A 648-nucleotide genomic window follows, 5' to 3' on the forward strand; every position below is an offset into this window, starting at 1 on the left:
GGCCGGGTTGCTGGTGCTGGCCTGGGCCTGAGGGCAGTCAGCCGGCGCTGGCCAGTGCAGGAACTGGCTGGTGCAGGAGCTGGCTTGCCAGCGAAGGCGTTTTCGAAGTCACCGCAAGGCTCACGGGCCTCGTCGCCGGCAGCCGGCTCCTAGATGCAGCGGATGTGCTCAGTTGCCGGTTTCGCTGCGTTTGCTGCTGATTTCCGCCGGCACATCGTCGCCGGCCATGCGCTTGCGAAACAGCGCGGCCCGCGCCAGCAGCAGGGTGGTCACCGGTACGGTGATGGACATCAGCACCGGGATCAGCCAGGCGTGCAGCACCGGCCCGGACTTGAGCGCGGAAAAGTACAGGATCGACGCCAGGGCCACGGCCCAGGAGCCCATGGTGGAGGCCAGGGCCGGCGGGTGCATGCGCTGGAAGTAGCTCTTCATGCGCAGGATGCCCAGGGCCCCGATCAGGGCAAACACACTGCTGATCACCAGCAGCAGGGCCACCAGCACTTCCACCCACAGTGGCAATTGTTCCAGGCTGTTCATTCGATCACCTCGCCACGCAGAAGGAATTTGGCCAGGGCGAAGGAGCCGACAAAGCCGAACAGGGCGATCAGCAGCGCCGCCTCGAAGTAGGTGTCACTGGCGTAGCGCACG

The 648-nt window shown here is 65.7% G+C and carries 2 protein-coding genes; both read right to left on the reverse strand.

Features of this window, described 5'->3' with window-relative positions:
• Nucleotides 1-168 precede the first annotated feature (168 nt).
• Entirely contained in the window at nucleotides 169-537 is a 369-nt protein-coding gene (locus tag F6S12_RS32585) for a Na+/H+ antiporter subunit G (RefSeq protein WP_011060902.1), read from the reverse strand.
• Nucleotides 534-648 (reverse strand): monovalent cation/H+ antiporter complex subunit F (locus F6S12_RS32590; RefSeq protein WP_315869966.1); only part of this gene is annotated, 115 nt, incomplete at its 5' end. The genes F6S12_RS32590 and F6S12_RS32585, both read right to left, overlap by 4 nt.

It is taken from the genome of Pseudomonas sp. JV245A (assembly GCF_032424515.1).
Taxonomy (GTDB): Bacteria; Pseudomonadota; Gammaproteobacteria; order Pseudomonadales; family Pseudomonadaceae; genus Aquipseudomonas; species Aquipseudomonas protegens.